Below are 15,185 nucleotides of genomic sequence, written 5' to 3'. Positions count from 1 at the left end.
TGTGCACCGTCGGCTCGGCGAGCGTGCGGCCGCCGTCGCGCAGCCGGTGGCCGCGCTCGTGCTGCGCGCCGATCCATTCGCCGCCGTAGGCCGCCGGCCGCTTCGCATCGCAGCCGCTCAGGCCGGCGAGCGTGGCCGCTGTTGCGGCGAGCAGCGTGCGCCGGTCGAGGTCGGGGAGCCCGCTCACTGGTGCACCTTGCCCCATTCATCTTCGAAGGTCTGCACCAGCACCTGGTTCGACAGCCGGTTCACCTCGGCCGGCACGCGCGCCATGTCGATGGGGAAATCGAACAGCGCCGGCAACCCGCCGAGGCTGATGAAGCGCAGCCCCTCGGGCAGCTGCGTCGGCATGCGGTAGGGCCGGCGGCTCGCGAGGATGAACCCCCATTCGCCGAAGCTCGGCACGTGCGCGTGGTACGGCGTCACCTGCAGGCCGGCGGCTTCCAGCGTGGTCGCCACCGTCCAGAAGCTCTTGCGCGCGATCAGCGGCGAGGTGGTCTGTACCACCGCATAGCCGCTCGCGTTCAGGTGCTGCTCGACCAGCCGGTAGAAGCCGGTGGTGTAGAGCTTGCCGATCGAGAAATTGGTCGGGTCGGGGAAGTCGATGACGATCACGTCGAACGCACCCGGGTTCTGCTCCAGCCACGCGAAGGCATCGGCGTTGACGATGCGCAGCTTCGGCGAGTGCAGCGAATCGGCGTTCAGCGCGCGCAGCATCGGCGACTGCGCGAACAGCGTCGTCATGTGCGGGTCGAGCTCGACCAGCGTGACCTGCTCGACGCCGGGGTACTTCAGGATCTCGCGCACCGCCATGCCGTCGCCGCCGCCCAGCACCAGCACCTGGCGCGGCGCGCCGTGGCCGGCCATCGCCGGGTGCACCAGCGCCTCGTGGTAGCGGTACTCGTCGCGCGAATGGAACTGCAGGTTGCCGTTCAGGAACAGCCGCACGCCGACGCTGCTCGAGGTGACGACGATGCGCTGGTAGGCGCTCGATGCGCTGTAGACGATGCGGTCGGCGTAGAAGCGGTCCTCGGCCCAGCTGCTGACGCGCTCCGCGCCGGCGAAGGCCGCCAGCAGCGCGGCGATGACGCCGCCGCAGGCGATCGCATGCAGCCCCCAGCGCCGCAGCTCGCCCCTGAACAGCCACAGCGCCCACACCGCGACCGCGGCATTCAGCAGCCCGAAGAACGCGCCGGTGCGGATCAACCCGAGCTGCGGCACGAACAGCAGCGGGAACGCGATCGCGACGACCAGCGCGCCCAGGTAGTCGAAGGTCAGCACCTGCGAGACCAGGTCCTTGAGGGCGTAGCGTGCGCGGAAGTGCCGCTTCAGGATGCGCATCACCAGCGGGATCTCCAGCCCGACCAGCGTGCCCACCAGCAGCACCAGTGCGTACAGCGCGAAGCGGAACGACGGCGCGGCCAGCGTCTGCAGCGCGAACAGCGCGAGCGGCATCAACCCGCCGACCAGGCCCACCAGCAGCTCGATGCGCAGGAAGTGCGCAATGATCTGCCGCTCGAAGAAGCGCGACAGGTACGAGCCGATGCCCATCGCGAACAGGTAGCTGCCGATGATGGTCGAGAACTGCAGGATCGAATCGCCCAGCAGGTAGCTCGCCAGCGTGCCGGCCGCGAGCTCGTAGACGAGCCCGCAGGCGGCGACGACGAAGACGGACGCGAGCAGCGCCACCTCGGCCGGGCGGATGCCGGGCGAGGGGGGCGTGGGGGGCGGGGGATCGGCCGCTGCGTCGCTCACGGACGAGAGACTGCCTTCAGCCGTGGATCGCGGCGGAGACGATCATCCCGATCGCGATGCACATCGAGCCGACGACGATCGCCAGCGCCACGTTCTTCTTCTCGACGATCTCGGCCCACAGGTCATAGGGCGTGATCTTGTCGACGATGATGAAGCTGATCCAGAAGACCAGCACGCCGATCAGTGCAAACAGGATGGAGCCGACAAAGATGCCGGGCTTCATCCATTCGATTCCCATCATGAGAGCCTCCTGTGTGGGGTTGTCTTCACTTGTGGCCGCCGCCGCTCGAGAAGCCGCCGAACGAGCCGCCGCCGGTGCGAAAGCCGCTGCCGCCGCCGCTGCGGTTGCTGTTCAGGCAGCTGGCGTACTCCTGCGAATTCTCGCCGTAGGTGCTGCGCAGGCCGCTGCAATCGGCCGAGCTGCTGCTGCAGCGGAACAGCATCAGCAGCACCGCGATCACGAACATCGCGACGAAGAGCTTGGCCAGCAGCCCGCCCGAGCCCGATGACGGCAGCGCATCCCGCTGCAGCGCCGCGCGCCGGTCGCCAGCGAGCCGGAACGCCTTCATCACGTCGTCGGCGCTCATCGCGTCGCCCGCCGACCAGACGATCTCGTCGCCGGTCTGCTCACGGTTCAGCCGCTTGCTGCCGGACTGGTAGTCGGTGTTGAGCGTGCGCTGCGCGCGCGTGAGCTGCCAGTAGAACTCGCCGAGCACGTAGGTGACCTGCCCGGTGTAGGTGTAGAGCTTGCGGTAGGTCGCGCCCTGGTACACCGCACTGTCCCCGCGCAGCTGCGGCACGCCGGTGATCGGCGCCGTCCAGCTCCAGCCGTCTTCCGCGTCGACGATGAACGCGAAGCCCTCGGTGCGGTGGTACAGCAGGTACTCGCGCCAGAAGGTCTGCTCGTCGTCGGAGCCGTCGGGCAGCTCGCAGCGCTCGACATAGCCGACCACCTGCCACGGCAGCGGCGCCTTGCCGCCGAGCGCCAGCGTGCCGACGCTGCCGAGCGCGATCTGCGGCTCGCTGCCGTTGTCCTGCACGTAGTGCGCGAGGTCGCCGCCGACGCCTTGCGACACGTCGACCACCGAATGGCACTGGTGGCAGACGATCGATTGCGTCGTCGCCAGCTTCACCTCCAGCGAGGTGCCGCAGTTCGGGCATTCGACGCTGCGCGCCTTCAGCGTCTTCTGCGCCTGCTCGGCGAGGCCCGTCATCGCGAGCTCGCTGATCGCGACCGAGCGGCCGACCGACCACTTCGGCGCCGCCGGGTCGCTGTAGTCGAGCGTGCCGACCTCGTCGCGCGTGCTGCGCAGGTCGCTGACGACGAAGCCGCGCTCCGTGTTCGGCTTGACCGGCAGCTCGCCCTGCGCCGCGATCAGCTTCGCGGCCGAGACCGACGCGACCGACCACGGCTGGCCGTTGACGATCTGCTGCTGCCCGGGCCGCAGGCTGGCCGCCTCCGGCACCGCGGCCTGCAGCGGCTGGTCGAACGCGAGCACGTAGCGGCCGTTGTCCTCCGACAGCCAGCCGCTGCGCCCGTTGTCGAACAGCGCATGCCATTCGTTCCACGTGCCCTCGGCGTAGCGGTACTGCAGCCGGCCCACCAGCGTGAAGCCGGCGCCCTGCACGCGCCCGCTCGCACCGAGCTGCAGCGGTGAATGGTCGTCGAACAGCTCGGCGCTCTGGCCGATCCTGCGCAGCGCGTCGCCGTCGCGCACGATGGTGCTGCGGCAGAAGCTGCAGACCGCGAACGCCGACGCGGCCGAGCGGAACTCGACCTCGGCGCCGCAGTTGGGGCAGGGCGCGCGGTAGGCGCGCTGTGGGCTGGGTTCGGTCGCCAAGAAAGAGCGGCGACCTTAGACCAGCTTCTTCAGCAACTCGGCCTTCTTGGCGTCGAACTCGTCCTGCGTCAGGATGCCCTTGGCCTTCAGGTCGCCGAGCTTCTCGAGCGTGGCCATCACTTCGTCGGGGCGGAGGGGTGTCGCAGCGGCCGCGGCGGCTGCCGCGACCGGCGCTGCCGCCGGCTGCTGCAGCCCGTGGCTGAGCTGCTGCGCCAGCACCTGGCCGAGCGCGACACCCGCGCCCAGGCCCATCGCATCGCCGGCGATGCCACCACCGCCACCGCCGCCCTCGGCGAACTTCGGCAGCGCCTGCGCCGTCTGGTACTGCATGAACTTGCCCATGTCGTTGCCGACCATGCCCATGCCGATCTTCTGGTCGAGGATCTTCTGCAGCTCCTCGGGCAGCGAGATGTTCTGCAGCGTGACGCTCTCGAGCAACAGGCCGAACTTGTTGAACGACGGCTGCGTCGCCTCCYGCAGCGCCTTCGCGAATTCGACCTGGTTGGCTGCGAGGTCGAGGAAGGCGATGCCGCTCCCGGCCACCGCGTCGGAGATGTGCTGCAGCATCAGCGCGCGCAGCTGGCCGTCGAGTTCGGCGGTGGTGTAGCTCGCGCGCGTGCCCGAGATCTCGGTGTGGAACAGCTTCGGGTCGGCGATGCGGTAGCTGTAGTTGCCGAAGCCGCGCAGGCGCACCGCGCCGAAGTCCTTGTCGCGGATCGTCACCGGCTGGGTCGTGCCCCAGCGCTGGTCGATCTGCTGGCGGGTGCTGAAGAAGTAGACGTCGCTCTTGAACGGGCTCTGGAACAGCTTGTCCCAGTTCTTCAGGTAGGTGAGCACCGGCAGCGTCTGCGTCGTCAGCTTGTAGGTGCCGGGGCCGAACACATCGGCCACCTTGCCTTCGTTGACGAACACCGCCATCTGCGATTCGCGCACGGTGAGCGAGCCGCCGTACTGGATCTCGTTGTCGGCCATCGGGTAGCGCCAGGCCAGCACGCCGTCGCCGGACTCGGTCCACTCGAGGATGTCGATGAACTGTTTCTTGATGAAATCCATCAGGCCCATGGCGCGAAGCTCCTGCAAAACGACCGGCTCCGGGATCGGAGTGCGGCGAATAATACGCCCCGGCATCGGCCGCTCGTCTCCCCCTTTTTGGTGAACCGCGCGGCGCGGCCCCTGGGCGGATCGGCTAGCGCTGGATCGGCGCCGACGCCGCGGCGCTCCACTGCATCGAACGGCCGAGGTATTCGACCCGGGCCTGCTGCTGCAGTGCGGCGAGCCCGCGCTCGACCGCCTTGCGGCGCCGTTCGGTGCGGATCACCGCCGCGATCTGCTTGACGGCCGCCGAGCGCGACACCGCGGTGGATTGCGTCTGCAGCACCGTCAGCACGCGCACGCCGCCGTCCTGCGGCAGCACCAGCGACTGGCCGACGCGCAGCGGCGCCAGGGCGTCGAGCAGCGCCTGCGGCGTCTCCTCGGGCTGCAGCGCGAACTGGCGCGCGTTCAGCGGCACGCCTTCGACGCGCAGCGCCTCCATCGTCTTGTCGGGCGTCGCCGCGGCCTGCAGCCGGGCCTTCAACGCCTCGAGGCGCGCGGCCGGCAGCGGCAGCACCGCCTCCTGCAGCCACATCAGCCGGCGCTGCGCGAACCACGCGGGGTGCGCTTCGTAGAACTGGTCGATCTCGTCGCTGGAGGGTTCGACGGCGGTGCCCGCCAGGCGCTCTTCGTAGGCCCGGGCCAGCACCTCGCGCTGCGCGGCCTCGATCATCTGCACGGTGCGCGGGTCGCGGTCCAGCCCGGCCTTGCGCGCGGCCTGCGCGGCGAGCGATTCCTGCACCAGGTCGGCCACCGCCAGGCGGCCCGCGGCCTGGGTCTGCGCGTTGCTTTCGCCGATCGCGGCGCGCGGCAGCACGAGTTCGAGCTGGTGCTCGCTGACCGGCTCGCCGTTGATCCTGAAAGCGGCCTGTTCGGTGGAGGCGCCGGCCTGCGGGCTGCAGGCGCCGAGAAGCGCCCCTGCGGCGGCGATGGCGGGGAGCAGGAAAAGGCGCGCGAGTACTGCGGAGGCGGGCATCTGGGGGGCTGCAAATTAGGGGGGCAGCCGGCACCGTACCCCCGCGCATCCAAAGCGGCCATGCCCTGAGTCGGGGGTAGGACAGCGGCGGGCCGGTCGTCGGTGGCGAATCGGTGCGAAATGTCACGCCGAGGCCTTTCGCGATGGCCTCGTGCGGCAGCGCGACAATGCCGCTTTTCCGCCACACCGCCGCTCACGAGGTGYCCGATGACCGCTCCCCGCCCTGCTCCTGCGTCATCCGAGAAGCCGCTGACCCTCGCCGTGGTCGGCGCCGGGCCGGTGGGCCTGGCTCTCGCGCTGCTGGCCGCGCAGTCGCTGCCGCGGGCGCAGGTCAGCGTGTTCGATGCCCGGCCGCTCGACAAGGACGTGTCCGGCGATCCGCGCACGCTCGCGCTGTCGCTCGGCAGCGTGCAACTGCTGCAGCGGCTCGAAGCCTGGCAGGCCGATGCGGCGCAGCCGATCGTCGAGGTGCATGTCTCGCAGCAGCCGCCGTCGCTCGGTGCCGCGCTGGCTGCCTGGGTCGGCGAGCCGACGGTGCGCATCAGCGCGCTCGAGGAGGCGGTGCCGATGCTCGGCGCGGTGCTGAGCTATGGCGGCATCGTCGCGCCGCTGCAGCGCGCATGGCTCGCGGCCTGCGAGCGCGAGCCGCAGCGCCTGCTCAGCCGCTTCGGCCAGCCGGTGCAGGGGCTGAAGCCGGTGGAGGGTGGGGTCGAGGTCGATGCCGGCATTGCCGAGCGCTTCGACATCGCGGTGGTGGCCGAGGGCGGCGTGTTCAGCCAGCTGCCGCGCGAGCGCCTGGGCGGCGTGCGCGAGCCGCTGCACCGCGACTATCACCAGACCGCCTGGGTCGGCACCGTGACGCTCGCGAACGCCCGGCCAGGGGTGGCCTACGAGCGCTTCACGCGCCACGGGCCGGCGGCGCTGCTGCCGCTGAAGAACGGGCAGGCCTCGCTGGTGTGGTGCGTGCCGGCCGCCGACGACCCGGTCGAGCCGCTGAGCGACGCGCAGCGGCTGGCGGTGCTGAACACGATGTTCGATGCCGAGGTCGGCGCGATCACCGCGGTGTCGCCGCTGAAGCGGTTCGCGCTCGGGCTGAGCGCCGAGCGCACGCTGACCGACGGGCGCACGGTGCGCATCGGCAACGCGGCGCAGACGCTGCACCCGGTGGCGGGGCAGGGGCTGAACCTCGGCCTGCGCGATGCGTTCGAGCTGGTGCAGGCCTTGTCGCGCAACGCGGACGTGGCGCAGGTGCTGCGGCGCCTGGAGTGGCAGCGCGGGCCGGACCGCTGGGCGATGATCGCCGCGACCGATTTCCTGGCGCGCAGCTTCACGTGGAAGCTGCCGGGGGCGGGGGCGGCGCGGGGGCTCGGGATGGCGGCGTTGCAGGCGTTGAAGCCGGTCAAGTCGGCGCTGGCGCGGCAGATGATGTTCGGTTCACGCTGAAACCCGTCAGGGCTCCAGCTTCAGGAACAGGTCCCGGTCCGGCGCGAAGTTCGCATACAGCGGCAGCAACGCGCCCCCCATCGCCCGTGCATCCGAGCCGATCGTGCCCGGCAGCACCTCCGGCCGCGCGACGCCTTCCCAGCTGTAGCCGTCCAGCGCGGTCGACAGCTCGCGCAGCAGCGCGGCCAGCAGCCCGCGGCCGAACGAGCCGTCGATGATCACGCCCTCCAGGTCGAGCAGGCAGGCCGCCGTGTGCACGGCCAGCGCGATGCCGGGGCAGGCGTCGCGCAGCCAGGCCTCGGTGATCGGCAGCCACGGCGCCGTCAATGCGCGCTCGTCCAGCCAGGCCTGCTCGGCCAGCCCGGCCTCGCGCCAGCGCGCCTCCAGGTCGAACAGCGAAGCCACGCTCAGCAACTGCCGCGGCAGCCCGTGGCCGTCGCTCGCGCCCAGCGCCAGCGAGCCGACCGCGCCGGCGTTGCCGCTGACGCCGCCGCGCAGGTGGCTGTCCAGCACCAGCCCGCCGCCGATGAAGGTGTCGATGAAGACGTAGAGGTAGCTGCGCATGCTGCGCCCGCGGCCGGCCACCAGCTCGGCCACGCAGGCGGCCGCGGTGTCCTTCACGAACACCACCGGCAGCTCGGTCAGCGCGGCCACGCGGGCGCGGATGTCGATCAGCGCCCAGGCCTGCGCCGCCTCGGCCGACACGCCGAGCAGCGATTCCCATCCGCCCAGCGACAGCGGTGCCGCCACGCCCACGCCGTGCAGCACGCGCGCGCGCTCGGGGCCGAGCCGCCCGCGCAACTCGGCGAGGCCCTCGGCGATCTCGTCGAACAGGCGGTGCGGATCGGGGAAGGCATAGGCCCGCACCAGCCGCTCGCGCACCTGGCCGGTGAAGTCGACCAGCAGCATGTCCATGCCGCGCCGGCCGATCTTGATGCCGATCGAGAACGCGCCGTCCGGGTTCAGCGCCATCGGCACCGACGGCTGGCCGACCTTGCCGCGCACCGGCGCCTGCTTGACGACCAGCCCGTCGCCCTCGAGCCGGCCGATGATCAGCTGCACCGTCTGCGGCGTCAGGTGCGTGAGGCGGGCGATCTCGGCCTTCGGCAGCGCGCCGTGCAGCCGGATCGCCTGCAGCACCACGCGCTCGTTGAACTGGCGCATGCCCACGTGGTTGGAGCCGCGCGGCCGCAGCCGGCTCGCCTGAAGCTCGGTCATTCGGTCATTCGGTCAGGGCCGAAGGGCGTCGGCGATGACGCCCTTCTTGAAGAGGATGTTGGCGAACGGTTGCATCTCGCCAGTCTGCACGATCGCGTAGGCGCCGCGCACGCGCTCGTAGAACGCGAAGCGCTCGACGGCCTCGCACTGCGCGCCGAGCGGGTCGAGGATCTCGCGCTGCAGTGCCGAGCGGTAGCCCTCGGCCGTGCCGCTCACCTGCATGAAGGCCACCGGCCGCGGCACGGCTTCGTCGAGCGGGAACACCGACAGCACGGCCGCGCAGGCCCGTGCCATGCCGATACCCGGCAGCCGCAGCACCGGCTGGCCGCCGGCCAGCGATTCGGCGGTGAAATTGGCGTCGGCCAGCACCACCTCGTCGCCGTGCCCCATCTCGCACAGCAGCTTCAGCAGGGCCGGCGTCAGCACGGGGTCGATGTTCTTCAGCATGGGTCGTGGGTACCGGGGTTCAGGCCAGGCAGTCGGCCGGCAGCTCGTCGACCCGCTTCGCGCCGGTCATCACCGCCACCGTGTCGCTCATGCTGATCTTCTTCGGGTTGACCACCGCCGCGCGCTTGCCGAGGCGCGCGATGTGGATGCGGTCGGCGATCTCGAACACATGCGGCATGTTGTGGCTGATCAGGATCACCGGCAGGCCCTTGTCGCGCACGCGGCGGATCAGCTCGAGCACCATGTTGCCCTCCTTGACGCCGAGCGCCGCGGTGGGTTCGTCCATGATGACCACGTGCCGCGCGAACGCCGCCGCGCGGCCCACCGCGACGCACTGGCGCTGCCCGCCAGACAGCGTCTCGACCGCCTGCGTCATCGATCGGATACCGACTTTCAGCTCGTTCATCCGCGTGACGCTCTCCTCCAGCATCTTCTTCTTGTCGAGCATGCGCAGCACGCTGCCCATGAACCCGGGGCGGCGCAGCTCGCGGCCGAGGAACAGGTTCTCGGCGATGCTCATCGCCGGCGCCACCGCAAGATCCTGGTAGACGGTCTCGATGCCGGCGCGCCGCGCGTCGATCGGGCTCTTGAAATGGATGATCTTGCCGTCGAGCTTGATCTCGCCTTCGTCGGGAATGGTCGCGCCCGACAAGGCCTTGATCAATGAGGACTTGCCGGCGCCGTTGTCGCCGATCACCGCGAGGATCTCGCCGGCGCGCAGCTCGAAATCGGCACCGTCGAGCGCGACCACCTGGCCGTAGTGCTTCACGAGGCCGCGGGCCTCCATCACGAGGGGGGCTTGTGTATTGATCGACATCAGCGGGCTCCCTTGCGCGAGAGTTGGTCGGTGGCCACCGCCAGGATCACCAGCACGCCGGTCACCAGCACCTGGTAGATCGACGACACGCCCATCAGCGTCAGCCCGTTGCGGAACACGCCGACGATCAGCGCTCCCACCAGCGAGCCGAGGATCACGCCGCGCCCGCCGAACAGGCTGGTGCCGCCAAGCACCACCGCGGTGATCGCGTCCAGGTTCTCGGTCTGCCCGGCGTTCGGGTCGCCGACGCCGGTGCGCGCCACCGACAGCAGCGACGCGATGCCGTAGAACACGCCAGCCAGCACGTAGACCGAGAGCAGCACGCGCTGCGTCGGGATGCCGGTCAGCCGCGTCGCCTCGGGGTTGTTGCCCACCGCGTAGACGTGGCGGCCCGAGGCCGTCTCGCGCAGCGCGAACCAGGCCAGGCCGTACAGCGCGAGCATCAGCACCACGCCGTACGCGACGTTGGTGGTGCCGCCGAGCGCGAAGGTGTTGCCCAGCACCGTCATCGCGTCGGGCACGTCGGTCACCGTCTGCGAGTTCGAGTACAGCTGCGTGATCGCGAACGCGATGTTCAGCGTGCCCAGCGTGACGATGAAGGGCGGCAGCTTGATGCGCGTGACGAGCAGCCCGTTGACCAGCCCGAACAGCGTCGTCACGCCGATGCCGCACAGCACGGCCAGCAGCGGCGGCACGCCCAGCTCGGTCGCGAACTTCGTCATCACGATGCCGCCCAGCGCCATCACCATGCCGCAGGACAGGTCGATGCCGGCGGTCAGGATGATCAGCGTCTGGCCGATCGCGATGACGCCGACCACCATCACCTGCTGCAGCACCAGCGACAGGTTGCCGCCGGTCAGGAAGCGTTCGTTCTGCGTCGCGAAGAAACCGCAGGCGAGCAGCAGCGCGATGAAGGGGCCGAGCGTCGCGAGCGGGGGCAGCCGCCCCTTCATCACTTCTTGCCCCAGCACAGGTCCGTGCCGGTCTTCACGTCCTTGCTGTCGACGCCGGCCACCGGCTTGGCGGCGATCAGCGTGACGCCGGTGTCGGTGTAGCCGCTCGGCTTCTTGCCGGTCTTCGCGTACTCGATGCCGGCCTCGACGCCCATCGCCGCCATCTTCAGCGGGTACTGCTGCGAGGTCGCCGCGATGATGCCGGCGCCGACGTCCTTGATGCCCTGGCAGCCGCCGTCGACCGAGACGATGGTGACGCCCTTTTCCTTGCCGGCCGACTTCAGCGCCTTGTACGCACCGGCGGCGGCCGGCTCGTTGATCGTGTAGACCAGCGTCACCTCGGGGCTCTTCTGCAGGCAGTTCTCCATTGCGGTCTGCGCCTTGGCCTGGTCGCCGTAGCTGTCGGCCATGCAGACGACTTCGGCGGCCTTGCCGAGTTCGTTGCTCTTCGCATCGGGCGCGGCCAGCCCGAAGCCCTTCAGGAAGCCGTTGTGGCGCTGTGCGCCGACCGGGTGGCCGGGGAACAGGTCGAGCGTGACGATCTTCACCGGCTTGCCCGCCGTTGCCGCCTTCGCGTACTGGCCGATCAGCACGCCGGCCTGGTAGTTGTCGGTCGCGAACAGCGCGTCGGTGCCCTCGGTCGGGTCGGTCGGGCTGTCGAGCGCGATCACCAGCACGCCCTTGTCGCGCGCCTTCTTGATGGCCGGCACGATCGCCTTCGAGTCGCTCGGCGTGATCAGGATGGTCTTGGCGCCGGCGGCGATCATGTTCTCCATCGCGGTCACCTGGCCGGCGTTGTCGCCATCGGCCTTGCCGGCGCCGCTCAGCAGCTTCGCGCCCTTGGCCTTGGCGGCCTCGCTGGCGCCTTCCTTCATCTTCACGAAGAAGGGGTTGGTCTCGGTCTTCGTGATCAGGCCGATGATCGGCTGGTCGGCAGCGTGGACCGACGCGGAGCCGGCCGCGAACAGGGCAGCGGCGGCGATCGACGACAGGATCGGCAGGGTCTTGAGGCGCATGTCTTGTCTCCGGGATGTTGTGAGGGTCTGGAATGYGGAAGCGCGTATCGGCAGCGCGCAGCAGAGTATGGGCAGCGGCGTTTAATAAATCAAGTTGATTGATTAATGGAAAACCCTGTAGCCTCCGCGGCCCGCCGGGGGCAAGCTGGCGCGCCCTTTGCGGGCCCCTTTTTCTGGAGAGTCCGATGTTCGTGGTGTGTGGCGAAGCCTTGATGGATGTGTTCTCGACCGGCAGCACGCCGACCGGCGTGAGCATGGATGCACGCATCGGCGGCTCGCCGTTCAACGTCGCGGTCGGGCTGGCGCGGCTCGAGCAGCCGGTCGCATTCTTCGGCGGGGTGTCGAGCGGCTTCCTGGGCGAGCGGCTGGTGGCGGCGATGCAGGCGGAGCGTGTCGACACGCGGGCGCTGCACGTCAGCAGCGCGCCGACCACGCTCGGCCTGGTCGGGCTCGATGCGGCCGGCGTGCCGTCGTATGCGTTCTATGGCCACGGCGCGGCGGACCGCGAGGTGCCGCTCGAGGCGCTGCAGCGCGTGCCGGGCGATGCGAAGGTGATCCACGTCGGCTCGTTCAACACCATCGTCGAGCCGGTGGCGGGCACGCTGCGGGCGCTGGTGGAGCGCGAGCACGGGCGCTGCCTGATCTCGTACGACCCGAACATCCGGCTGAACGTCGAGCCCGAGGTCGCGCGCTGGCGCGAGCAGCTGCAGTGGATGCTGCCGCGCACGCACCTGCTGAAGGTCAGCGACGAGGATCTCGCGCTGCTGTACCCGGGCGTCGCGCACGAGGCGCTGGCCCGTCAGTGGCTCGCGGCCGGCGTGACGCTGGTGGTGGTGACGCGCGGCGCGAAGGGCGCGATCGGCTGGACGGCCGGCGCGCAGGCCGAGGCGCAGCCGGTGGTGGTGACGGTGATCGACACGGTCGGCGCCGGCGACACCTTCCAGGCGGCGCTGCTGACCTGGCTGGCCGAGCGGGCTGCGCTGTCGGGCCAGGCGATCGCGGCGCTGGGCAGCGATCAGCTGGCCGATGCGCTGAACTTCGCGGCGCGCGCGGCGGCCATCACCTGCTCGCGGCGCGGCGCAGACCTGCCGCGGCGCAACGAGCTGAACTGAATCCGGCCCCGGGCTCCGCGACAATACGCGGCAAACCAGCCCGGAGGAGGGGCCTCATGATCCAGATCCTGCGACGCGCTCGCCCTGCGAGCCGTTGGCTCGCCGCCATGTCCGTGGCGATCCTGGCCGCCTGCGGCGGCGGTGGTGGCGGCGCCGACGTCGGTTCGTCCGGCAACCAGTGGATGACGCCGTTGGCGCTGGAGAAGCAGGCGCAGGCCTCCGCGGCCATCGAACTGCCCGTCAGCTATGCGGAATCCCTGTTGACCCTCGGCTACGAGGTCGACCGCTGGCTGAAGGAACCCGTCGGCGAGGAGACGCAGGTGAGCTGCATGGGCGGCGGCCAGCGGACGCTGCACTGGAGCGATGCGAACGCCAACCGCACCGTCGATGCCGGCGACACGATCGAGGTCACGCTGTACCACTGCCTGCTGCCGGCCACGGCCGCGGTCTTCACCGGAACTGCGCGCCTGAGCCTGCAAGCGCCGCCTGCCGGCAAGCAGGCCGCTGCGTTCGTCGAGCTGACTGGAAGCGGGTTGCAGCACACCTCGGGCACCTTCACGTTCTCGTGGACGGGGGCCCTCCACCATGAGTCCTGGAGCGACGGCCTGCGCCAGGGATTTTCGGAACGCTCCGACGATGCCGTTCCGCTCGAGTTCGCGGGGACGAGCGGCGGAACGCCCACGGTCGACCGGATCACCGGCATGCTCGTCTCCAGGGAGGAGCTGATCCAGCGCTCGGGCATCGCGACCACGATGCAGATGACCTTGTCCAGCGGGCTGCTRCAGGGCCAGGTCCAGCTGTCGACCCCGCAGGCGCTGTTCGCCTACTTCGACACTTACCCCTCGGAGGGCCAGCTCATGGTCACAGGGGCGCGATCGACGTCGCTCGGCGTGAGTGCCGAGGACGGCCGGCAGCTGGYGACGCTGCGTGGTTCCTGGGGCTTGAACGAGGCCATGCCGTGGTTCCGGATGGTCACCGGCTTCCCGTGGTGGCATGCGGGCGACCTGCCGGGCGCCTATGGCAACGTCAAGGACATCCAGTTCGACACCCTCTGGGCGATGGGCGCGGCGTCCGTGCCCGTCGCGCCACAGCGGCGCGAGGCATCGCTGCACTTCTCGCACGCATTGACGCCGGCATCGTTCGACGTCAGCCTGGTGCGCGAGCCGAAGGAGGGCGACTACGACTGGGGCGATGCGATCGTGACCGCCCGCGCCGAGACCGTCGAATCCAGCCTGGTCCTGCACCTGCCGACGCAGTTGCAGCCGGGGCGCGAGTACCTGGTGCAGCTTCCGCCGCAGGCCCCGCTGGCGGGCACCCGCGGGCAGGTCCTGGCCGGTACGGGATTCCGGCTGGTCGTCGACAACGCAGCCGTCGCCAGCGTGTCGGCCCCGACCGGCCGCGTCGTGCTCGCCGGCAGGCCGGTGAGCCTCGAGGCCGGCGCGAGCCTGTCGAGCGGGGCCGACCCGGTGCTGTCGTACGCATGGCGGCAGTTGAACGGCGCGCCCTTGAACGTGACACCCGACGCCGCGCACGCCAGTGTCGACGTCGCGCCCCAACCCGGCGCGGCGGCGTTCGAAGCCGACATGCTGGTGACGATCACGACGGCCGCGGGCGTGGTCGACACCGACCGCGTGCGATTGCAGGTCGTGCCTTCCGCCGCCGGCGCCATGCTGATGCAGGTGAAGGCCCGCTCCGCCGACTGGCTGGCGCGCGGCGCGGACGGTCTCGTCGCATTGCCGGCCGACATGGCCACGGCCGAGATGATGACGGCGGGCGTCCCGACCGACGTGCTGCGGACCCGCATCCCGCCGGTCGGAACGGAGTTCGCGAAAGCAGCCGCCAGCTTCCAGGGCACGCTGGTGCTGACGCTGCCGCCCGGCGTGCCGCTGGCGCCGGGCACCTACGATGCGCCGGTCAACATCTTCAAGCGAAGCTCGACGGCGTCGATGGACCTCTGGTGGCCGATGCCCGCGTGCGACGACCTGACGGGACGCTTCACGCTGCTCGACGTCGCGCTGGGCACGACGTCCTCCGGACTGGACCTGCTGAGACTCGAGCGGCTGGCCGTCGACTTCGAGTTCTCCTGCAGCGGCGTGCCGGCGGTGACCGGCTCGTATCGTCTGCGCAGCGAGCTTCCGCTGGCTCCGTGACCCGCTGCGCGGCCTGCTTCGTCAGGCCGGAATCCACCTCGGCTGCCGGTGCGTCAGTGCCGGCAACTGCATCCGCACCTGCGCGATCCGCGCCGGATCGAGCGTCGCCATCACGACCCCTTCGCCCTCTTCGCGCATCGCGAGCACCTCGCCCCACGGATCGGCGATCAGGCTGTGGCCGAAGGTGCGGCGACCGTTCTCGTGCAGCCCGCCCTGCGCCGGTGCGATCACGTAGCACTGGTTCTCGACCGCGCGCRCCCGCAGCAGCAGCTCCCAGTGCGCGCGGCCGGTGGTGTGCGTGAAGGCGGCCGGCACCGCCAGCAGGTCGCACGGCGGCGACATCATCGCGCGGTACAGCTCGGGGA

At 70.4% G+C, this 15,185-nt stretch carries 15 protein-coding genes; 3 read left to right on the top strand and 12 right to left on the bottom strand.

Translation table 11 applies throughout. The features are described 5' to 3' along the window. From AC1D01_RS05080 to AC1D01_RS05055, 6 genes are all read right to left on the bottom strand, one after another. Positions 1-187 (bottom strand): hypothetical protein (locus tag AC1D01_RS05080; RefSeq protein ID WP_477864988.1); only part of this gene is annotated, 187 nt, incomplete at its 3' end. After that, entirely contained in the window at positions 184-1,755 is a 1,572-nt protein-coding gene (locus AC1D01_RS05075; protein WP_477864987.1) for a polyamine aminopropyltransferase, read from the bottom strand. The genes AC1D01_RS05080 and AC1D01_RS05075, both read right to left, overlap by 4 nt. 16 nt (positions 1,756-1,771) lie before the next feature. Continuing rightward, the gene (locus AC1D01_RS05070; protein ID WP_047593230.1) at positions 1,772-1,993 is read right to left on the bottom strand and encodes a DUF350 domain-containing protein; all 222 of its coding nucleotides are present in this window, start codon (positions 1,991-1,993) and stop codon (positions 1,772-1,774) included. A gap of 28 nt (positions 1,994-2,021) precedes the next feature. After that, complete coding sequence (locus AC1D01_RS05065; protein WP_477864986.1) at positions 2,022-3,596, bottom strand: DUF4178 domain-containing protein; 1,575 nt, start codon at positions 3,594-3,596, stop codon at positions 2,022-2,024. A 15-nt stretch (positions 3,597-3,611) separates the two neighbouring features. Further along, complete coding sequence (locus AC1D01_RS05060) at positions 3,612-4,658, bottom strand: SPFH domain-containing protein (RefSeq protein WP_477864985.1); 1,047 nt, start codon at positions 4,656-4,658, stop codon at positions 3,612-3,614. A 124-nt stretch (positions 4,659-4,782) separates the two neighbouring features. Beyond that, entirely contained in the window at positions 4,783-5,664 is an 882-nt protein-coding gene (locus AC1D01_RS05055; protein WP_477864984.1) for an EpsD family peptidyl-prolyl cis-trans isomerase, read from the bottom strand. Between the two features lie 207 nt (positions 5,665-5,871). On the opposite strand from AC1D01_RS05055, the gene AC1D01_RS05050 reads away from it, so the two are divergent. Further along, positions 5,872-7,107 carry an FAD-dependent monooxygenase gene (locus AC1D01_RS05050; RefSeq protein WP_477864983.1) on the top strand — a complete coding sequence of 412 codons (1,236 nt, stop codon included), beginning with the start codon at positions 5,872-5,874 and terminating at the stop codon, positions 7,105-7,107. Between the two features lie 6 nt (positions 7,108-7,113). Here AC1D01_RS05050 and AC1D01_RS05045 read toward each other — a convergent pair whose 3' ends face one another. Genes AC1D01_RS05045 through AC1D01_RS05025 form a run of 5 tightly spaced genes read right to left on the bottom strand, consistent with a single transcriptional unit; the run spans position 7,114 to position 11,558 of the window. After that, the gene (locus AC1D01_RS05045; protein WP_477864982.1) at positions 7,114-8,325 is read right to left on the bottom strand and encodes an ROK family transcriptional regulator; all 1,212 of its coding nucleotides are present in this window, start codon (positions 8,323-8,325) and stop codon (positions 7,114-7,116) included. Between the two features lie 12 nt (positions 8,326-8,337). Further along, the gene (locus AC1D01_RS05040; protein WP_477864981.1) at positions 8,338-8,772 is read right to left on the bottom strand and encodes an RbsD/FucU family protein; all 435 of its coding nucleotides are present in this window, start codon (positions 8,770-8,772) and stop codon (positions 8,338-8,340) included. A gap of 19 nt (positions 8,773-8,791) precedes the next feature. Beyond that, positions 8,792-9,589 (bottom strand): ATP-binding cassette domain-containing protein, encoded by a 798-nt coding sequence (locus tag AC1D01_RS05035; protein ID WP_477864980.1) that lies wholly within the window; start codon positions 9,587-9,589, stop codon positions 8,792-8,794. Further along, complete coding sequence (locus AC1D01_RS05030) at positions 9,589-10,542, bottom strand: ABC transporter permease (protein WP_477864989.1); 954 nt, start codon at positions 10,540-10,542, stop codon at positions 9,589-9,591. The genes AC1D01_RS05035 and AC1D01_RS05030 overlap by 1 nt, the downstream gene beginning before the upstream one ends. After that, a complete protein-coding gene (locus AC1D01_RS05025; protein WP_477864979.1) occupies positions 10,542-11,558 on the bottom strand; it encodes a sugar ABC transporter substrate-binding protein in 1,017 nt (338 codons plus the stop codon). Before AC1D01_RS05025 ends, AC1D01_RS05030 begins: the two co-directional genes overlap by 1 nt. Positions 11,559-11,743: 185 nt before the next feature. On the opposite strand from AC1D01_RS05025, the gene AC1D01_RS05020 reads away from it, so the two are divergent. Beyond that, on the top strand, positions 11,744-12,670 hold the full coding sequence (locus tag AC1D01_RS05020) for a carbohydrate kinase family protein (protein WP_477864978.1): 927 nt from the start codon (positions 11,744-11,746) through the stop codon (positions 12,668-12,670). Positions 12,671-12,777: 107 nt separating this feature from the next. Further along, complete coding sequence (locus tag AC1D01_RS05015; protein ID WP_477864977.1) at positions 12,778-14,820, top strand: hypothetical protein; 2,043 nt, start codon at positions 12,778-12,780, stop codon at positions 14,818-14,820. Between the two features lie 21 nt (positions 14,821-14,841). Here the strand turns inward: AC1D01_RS05015 and AC1D01_RS05010 are convergent. Further along, on the bottom strand, positions 14,842-15,185 hold a 344-nt coding region (locus AC1D01_RS05010), incomplete at its 5' end, for a nitrilase-related carbon-nitrogen hydrolase (RefSeq protein WP_477864976.1).

The sequence above is a fragment of the Rhizobacter sp. P3_B12 genome (genome assembly GCF_056402895.1).
Note: the sequence above shows the minus strand (reverse complement) of the source record. Positions and strands in the feature narration are given on the sequence as shown.

What these genes read in the sequence shown, in the direction of transcription:
- AC1D01_RS05070 (WP_047593230.1), bottom strand. Translation starts at nt 1,993, where the DNA reads ATGGGAATCGAATGGATGAAGCCCGGCATCTTTGTCGGCTCCATCCTG.
- AC1D01_RS05055 (WP_477864984.1), bottom strand. Translation starts at nt 5,664, where the DNA reads ATGCCCGCCTCCGCAGTACTCGCGCGCCTTTTCCTGCTCCCCGCCATC.
- AC1D01_RS05050 (WP_477864983.1), top strand. Translation starts at nt 5,872, where the DNA reads ATGACCGCTCCCCGCCCTGCTCCTGCGTCATCCGAGAAGCCGCTGACC.
- AC1D01_RS05045 (WP_477864982.1), bottom strand. Translation starts at nt 8,325, where the DNA reads ATGACCGAGCTTCAGGCGAGCCGGCTGCGGCCGCGCGGCTCCAACCAC.
- AC1D01_RS05040 (WP_477864981.1), bottom strand. Translation starts at nt 8,772, where the DNA reads ATGCTGAAGAACATCGACCCCGTGCTGACGCCGGCCCTGCTGAAGCTG.
- AC1D01_RS05035 (WP_477864980.1), bottom strand. Translation starts at nt 9,589, where the DNA reads ATGTCGATCAATACACAAGCCCCCCTCGTGATGGAGGCCCGCGGCCTC.
- AC1D01_RS05030 (WP_477864989.1), bottom strand. Translation starts at nt 10,542, where the DNA reads ATGAAGGGGCGGCTGCCCCCGCTCGCGACGCTCGGCCCCTTCATCGCG.
- AC1D01_RS05025 (WP_477864979.1), bottom strand. Translation starts at nt 11,558, where the DNA reads ATGCGCCTCAAGACCCTGCCGATCCTGTCGTCGATCGCCGCCGCTGCC.
- AC1D01_RS05020 (WP_477864978.1), top strand. Translation starts at nt 11,744, where the DNA reads ATGTTCGTGGTGTGTGGCGAAGCCTTGATGGATGTGTTCTCGACCGGC.